We start from the raw sequence: 5,743 nt of genomic DNA on the forward strand, positions 1-5,743 counted from the left end.
TGGGCTGCAGGACGTCGGCCACCGCAACCAGCACAACATCTGCTATCTGTTGGCCGGTTTTCAGAGGGCCGCCCAACCAGGGCACGGCGGAGGCGATATTCCACGGCGCGGAGTCGGTGCGGGCCCGTGCTGAGTCCGCGTTGGACCGCGCCTGCTTCGCCCAGTTCGCGGCCTGCTCAACATCTCCCTTGAAGAGTGCATCTTTTGACTTCTGGACGTTTTGACGCGCTTCCTCGAGGTCCGACTTCGCTTGAGTCGCCTGATAGCCGAGCCAGGCCACGAACGCGACGGCAAGCAACAGGAAGCCCGCGGCGGTGGCGAGGCGCCAGTGCCGACGTAGAGTCGACCGCCGCTCGTCGTCTTCGAGAGAATCCTCGTCGATGCCATACGCTTCAGGCCGCGCAGAACGGCGGTTTCCTGGATCTGAGTCATGTCGAAAGGGATTGCGCGAGAAGATTGGCACCCGGAAAGCGTCCTCTGTTCACGAAAAAGGGCCCTTCGTGACTGGAATCGACGCCAGCCACGAAAGGCCAAGTTTTCTACTTATTGGGATTGCTGATCACCTCAACAGAAGTGATTACGCGTTGCGGGTGCCGTAGGGTCCGAAAATGACCCGGATGATGCGGATGATGAAGCGCAGGAACTGGATAATGAATTTCCCGGGGAACCATCCGCTCGTAGTTCTCTGAGCCGCCATCAAATCACGCGAGCCACCCGGTCCGTCGAATAGCCACCAACCAGTCTGCGTCGGTGCGCCGCCGAATCCGAGCAGGGCTGGGCTGCTCGGCGCTGGTAGAACGGCTGGACTGGCCGGCAGAGGCACTATCGCTGGGCTGGCCGGCGATGGTGCGATGAGAGGTGCCGCCTGTGCCGGCGGAATGGATATGAGGCTCGTAGCGGTTGCGACTGCGCACCCTGCGACCCCCACGCGAACTTTTGTACCGAAAGTTGTCATGTCCGGGTCCCCTCCCTAAAAGCAATATGCGATTTACCCTACACCGCTCACAGGTAATCAACAACAGATAGAAATGTAAAATATCAGTTTGCAAGGATTGGAGTTGCTGCAGCCGTCGGCGCAATATCGTTTCCGTCGCTAACGAGACAATCGCACTCGTCTGCCCTGTTGAGGCATTGATTGGTACAACGAAGGGCAACGTTTGAAGCATTAGTCACACAAGCAACACGACGTTGCTGGTTGACTACTATTCAACGTGTGAAGCGCGAAAGAATAAGGCGGAAGCTCAGAGCCCACGATCTGCGACGTCCGCTCGTTGATCAGGGGCAGCTGTGGCGCAGAATCGACGTCGTCGACGAGACCGGCTCCACCAACGCCGACATGCTGGCCCGGGCCGCAGATGGCGAAGACATCGACGGTGTGGTCCTGCTCGCCGAATACCAGAGCGCAGGGCGCGGAAGGCGCGGCAGAAGGTGGTCGGCGCCGGCTCAGTCGCAGATCTCACTGTCGGTTGGTGTGGGCGTAGGCACGGTGCCCACTGATGCGTGGGGCTGGCTGCCCCTGCTCACCGGCGTCGCGGTGGTCGACGCGGTCGCCGAGATCACCGGCGTGACGGCAGGCCTGAAGTGGCCCAACGACGTCCTCGTGGACACCGGCAAGCTGGCGGGCATCCTCGCCGAGGTCGCGGCACCAGGACCGGTGGTCGTGGTGGGACTCGGCCTGAACGTCACGATGACCACCGACGAAGCACCGGATCCGGCCGCCACGTCGTTGGCGATGCTGGGGGCCGGCAACCTGGACCGAACCGCGTTGGCCGAAGCGGTGCTGCGCCACCTCGCGACCCGAATCGGCGGCTGGCGGGCCGCCCGGGGCGCCGACGTGGCGCTGGCCGCCGACTACCGCGCCCGCAGCGTGACGATCGGCAACCGGGTCCGGGCCAGCCTGCCTGGCGACCGCATGATTGAAGGCGTCGCGGCCGACGTCGACGAGCTGGGCCGGTTGCGCATCAACAGCGACGATGGGGTGGTCACGGTGTCCGCCGGCGATATCACGCATTTGCGGCCCGCTAACCCATAGAGTTTTCGATCGTGGGTTACCCGGATAACGTGCTGGCCGCCGACGAACAGGTGGTGCTGCACCGCCACCCGCACTGGAAGCGGCTCATCGGGCCGGTGCTGCTGCTGATCGTCAGCTCGGCGGTGGCGGCCTTCGCCGCCGCGATCGTCGACAAGCAGAACTGGGGCACCGCCAAAACGGTCGTGCTGGTGGTGATCCTGGTGGTGTGGCTACTTATTGTCGGCTGGCTGACCCTGTGGCCGTTCCTGAACTGGCTGACGATGCACTTCGTCATCACCGACCGGCGGGTGATGTTCCGGCACGGCGTGCTCACCCGTGCGGGCATCGACATTCCGCTGGCGCGGATCAACAGCGTGGAGTTCCGGCACGGGCTCATCGATCGGATGGTGCGCACCGGCACGCTGATCATCGAGTCGGCGTCACAGGATCCGCTGGAGTTCCACGACATTCCGCAAGTGGAGCGCGTCCACTCGCTGCTGTATCACGAGGTCTTCGACACGCTCGGTGGCGAGGAGTCCGACAGCCGGTCCTCCGGCAGGCGCTGACGCCGCCGCGCACGCTGCAGCGGGGTGACATTGGACGACTCGTGCTCGTGCACTTGCTCCATCGCCTCGGCGATGCCGCCCGCGGTGAAGGTGGACTCGATGGCCTTGTCCGGTTCGCGGCCGAATTCGTCGGGGAACACCCAGCGGCGAAACGCCCAGAACCGGAACCCCATCTGCAGCAGGTTGCCGAATATGTAGGCGGAGATGAAATCGGCGATGTTCTCGACGGTCAGTGTCACCTCAGGCACGCGCAGGTGCAGAACGTAGCTGGAGAAGTACAGCGGGAGCATCGACAGCAGCACGCCGACGGCGCTGAACGCGAAGAACAGCAACGCCTCGTGGTGACGTTCGCGGCCGCCCCGATTCTGGAAGCTCCACTCGCGATTGAGGATGTACGAGGCGATCACCGCGACGATGCCCGCGATGATCTTCGCGGTGACGGGCTTGGGCTCCAGCACCGTCAGCTTCAGCGTGTAGAAGACCGCCGAGTCGATGACGAACGTGGTCGCGCCGACGATGGCAAACTTGATGAGTTCGTGGTGCCGTTCGAAGTACGGCCGGATCGGGCGCGGCAGCCGCGCGATCGTGGCGTCGGTGAAGGACACGACAGAGCAGTCTACGGAAACAATGCACACGGCGCGCACCCGTGCAGGTCAGACCCCGCGGACCATGACACCATAAAGGCTGTGCCGACCCCCAAAGTGACCATGATCGGCGGCGGGCAGCTGGCCAGGATGACGCATCAGTCCGCTATCGCTCTCGGCCAGACGCTGCGTGTGCTTGCCGTCACACCCGACGACCCGGCGGCACAGGTCACGCCCGACGTGGTGATCGGCTCGCACACCGACCTCGACGCCCTTCGCCGCGCCGCGAAGGGTGCCCAGGCGTTCACCTTCGACCACGAACACGTGCCGACCGAGATGCTCGAGAAGCTGGTCGCCGAGGGGGTCAACGTGGCGCCGCCGCCGGAGGCGCTGATCCACGCGCAGGACAAGCTGGTGATGCGCAGGCGGCTGCAGGCCCTCGGTGCGCCGATCCCGCGCTACGCCGAGGTGACCGACGTCGCCGAGCTGGAGGCGTTCGCCCAAGGCCAACCGATCGTGCTCAAGACCGCCCGCGGCGGCTACGACGGCCGAGGCGTGCTGCTGGCCCGCGATCTCGACGACGCCCGCGAGTTCGCAGCCTGCAACCTCGCGGAGGGAATCCCGGTGCTCGTCGAGGAACGCGTTTCGATGCGACGGGAGCTGGCCGCGCTGGTGGCCCGGTCGCCGTTCGGTCAGGGCGCCGCATGGCCGGTGGTCGAGACCGTCCAACGCAACGGCATCTGCATCGAGGTGATCGCACCCGCACCGGATCTCCACCGTGAGACGGCGAGTGCGGCCGGGCAGCTGGCGCTGCGGTTGGCCGACGAACTGGGCGTGGTCGGCTTGCTCGCGGTCGAGCTGTTCGAGACCGTCGACGGCGCGCTGTTGGTCAACGAACTGGCGATGCGGCCACACAACTCCGGCCACTGGACGATGGACGGTGCGCGCACGAGTCAATTCGAACAGCATCTGCGCGCAGTTCTGGACTACCCGCTCGGTGATACCGCTCCCGTCGCACCGGTGACGGTGATGGCCAATGTGCTTGGCGCAGCGCAGAAGCCCGAGATGGGGATGGACGAACGGGTGCATCACCTGTTCGGCCGGATCCCCGATGCCAAGTTGCACCTGTACGGCAAGGAGGAGCGCCCCGGCCGCAAGATCGGGCACGTCAACATCGTCGGCGAAGACGTGACGAAGTTGCGTGAACGGGCCACCAGGGCGGCACACTGGTTGTCACACGCGCAGTGGACGGACGGATGGGACGCACATGGCTGACGACGAGCGCTCGCGCGTGGAGAGTCTCCCCGGTGCTCGGGTCGGGCTGATCATGGGCAGCGACAGCGACTGGCCCGTGATGGAAGCGGCCGCGAATGCTTTGGCGGAGTTCGACATTCCGTTCGAGGTCGGCGTGGTGTCGGCCCATCGCACACCCGAACGCATGCTCGACTACGCGCGCACGGCGGCCGACCGGGGGATCGAGGTGATCATCGCCGGTGCCGGGGGAGCCGCCCACCTGCCCGGAATGGTCGCGTCCGCCACCCCACTGCCGGTCATCGGAGTGCCCGTGCCGCTGCAGCGCCTGGACGGGCTCGATTCGTTGCTGTCAATCGTGCAGATGCCGGCGGGAGTGCCCGTGGCGACGGTCTCCATCGGCGGCGCCAGGAATGCCGGGCTGCTGGCCGTGCGGATTCTCGGCGCAGCAGATGCCACGCTTCGGGCGCGCATGATCGAGTTTCAGGCGAACCTCGAAAAGCTGGTACTGGAGAAGGACGATGCGCTGCGTCAGCGGCTACTGGGTCGTCCCGAGTAGGCCGAGAGCCGGTGGTTGATTACGACGCTTCGAGAACGACAACCGGCGACACGTCGCTCACGAGCAGAACCTCCGGCTTGGGAGCATGCCCGGCCTGATGCGCATGGATTCCCGCCTCAACGAGCGCCGACCCGCGAAACCAGTGCTTCGTGCCGCTCCAGCCACACTCACACGCAGCTATACGACGGAACGGACGACCAGTTACGGACAAATGCATGGCTTTGAAAGTACCCCCGGACCATGTGTGCCAACAGTCCGCACCCTGAATCTCTTCTGAGAATTTGACCGATTACACAGAGGCGGCACGCCCGACAAGACCCGTTACCTAAGTTCGGTGGGAGAGTGGTCCCGAGGTAAAGTTACCGGTGAGTAGCAAGGAGTCGACCATGGCTAGTTGGGCCGGGAATCCGTCGTTTGATCTGTTCGAGTTGCCCGAGGAACACCAGGAGCTGCGGGCCGCTATTCGTGCCCTCTCCGAGAAGGAAATCGCGCCGCACGCCGCCGACGTCGACGAAAACTCACGTTTCCCAGATGAGGCACTGGCGGCGCTGAACGCGTCGGGATTCAACGCCGTGCATGTACCCGAGGAGTTCGGCGGCCAGGGAGCCGATTCGGTGGCCGCATGCATCGTCATCGAGGAGGTCGCCCGGGTCGATGCCTCGGCGTCGCTCATCCCAGCGGTGAACAAGCTCGGCACGATGGGGTTGATCCTGCGCGGCGCCGACGAACTGAAGAAGCAAGTGCTGCCGTCGATCGCCTCCGGTGAGGCGAT

At 64.8% G+C, this 5,743-nt stretch carries 6 protein-coding genes and 1 pseudogene; 5 read left to right on the top strand and 2 right to left on the bottom strand.

Annotated elements, in window-relative coordinates; genetic code table 11:
* Positions 1 to 463, bottom strand: a pseudogene (locus tag QOC76_RS07810) (DUF4012 domain-containing protein); the annotation flags it as partial.
* A gap of 792 nt (positions 464 to 1,255) precedes the next feature.
* Here QOC76_RS07810 and QOC76_RS07815 point away from each other — a divergent pair.
* On the top strand, positions 1,256 to 2,032 hold the full coding sequence (locus QOC76_RS07815; RefSeq protein ID WP_526355913.1) for a biotin--[acetyl-CoA-carboxylase] ligase: 777 nt from the start codon (positions 1,256 to 1,258) through the stop codon (positions 2,030 to 2,032).
* Positions 2,033 to 2,043: 11 nt separating this feature from the next.
* Positions 2,044 to 2,577, top strand: a complete 534-nt coding sequence (locus tag QOC76_RS07820; RefSeq protein ID WP_526355901.1) for a PH domain-containing protein — start codon at positions 2,044 to 2,046, stop codon at positions 2,575 to 2,577.
* Here the strand turns inward: QOC76_RS07820 and QOC76_RS07825 are convergent.
* Positions 2,514 to 3,182, bottom strand: coding sequence for a GtrA family protein (locus QOC76_RS07825; RefSeq protein WP_526355904.1), 669 nt, complete (start codon positions 3,180 to 3,182; stop codon positions 2,514 to 2,516). The two genes, QOC76_RS07820 and QOC76_RS07825, sit on opposite strands and share 64 nt — an antisense overlap.
* An 81-nt stretch (positions 3,183 to 3,263) precedes the next feature.
* Here QOC76_RS07825 and QOC76_RS07830 point away from each other — a divergent pair, with 81 nt between their 5' ends.
* The 3 genes from QOC76_RS07830 to QOC76_RS07840 all read left to right on the top strand — a co-directional run.
* Complete coding sequence (locus QOC76_RS07830; RefSeq protein ID WP_526355906.1) at positions 3,264 to 4,436, top strand: 5-(carboxyamino)imidazole ribonucleotide synthase; 1,173 nt, start codon at positions 3,264 to 3,266, stop codon at positions 4,434 to 4,436.
* Positions 4,429 to 4,971 (top strand): 5-(carboxyamino)imidazole ribonucleotide mutase, encoded by a 543-nt coding sequence (gene purE / locus QOC76_RS07835; RefSeq protein WP_526355908.1) that lies wholly within the window; start codon positions 4,429 to 4,431, stop codon positions 4,969 to 4,971. Before QOC76_RS07830 ends, purE begins: the two co-directional genes overlap by 8 nt.
* A 386-nt stretch (positions 4,972 to 5,357) precedes the next feature.
* The coding region (locus QOC76_RS07840) for an acyl-CoA dehydrogenase family protein (RefSeq protein ID WP_526355910.1) at positions 5,358 to 5,743 on the top strand (386 nt) is incomplete at its 3' end.

It is taken from the genome of Mycobacterium sp. (assembly GCF_032159565.1).
Lineage (GTDB): Bacteria > Actinomycetota > Actinomycetes > Mycobacteriales > Mycobacteriaceae > Mycobacterium.

Excerpts from the sequence above, each read along its gene's own strand:
- purE (WP_526355908.1), top strand. The coding sequence starts at position 4,429 with ATGGCTGACGACGAGCGCTCGCGCGTGGAGAGTCTCCCCGGTGCTCGG.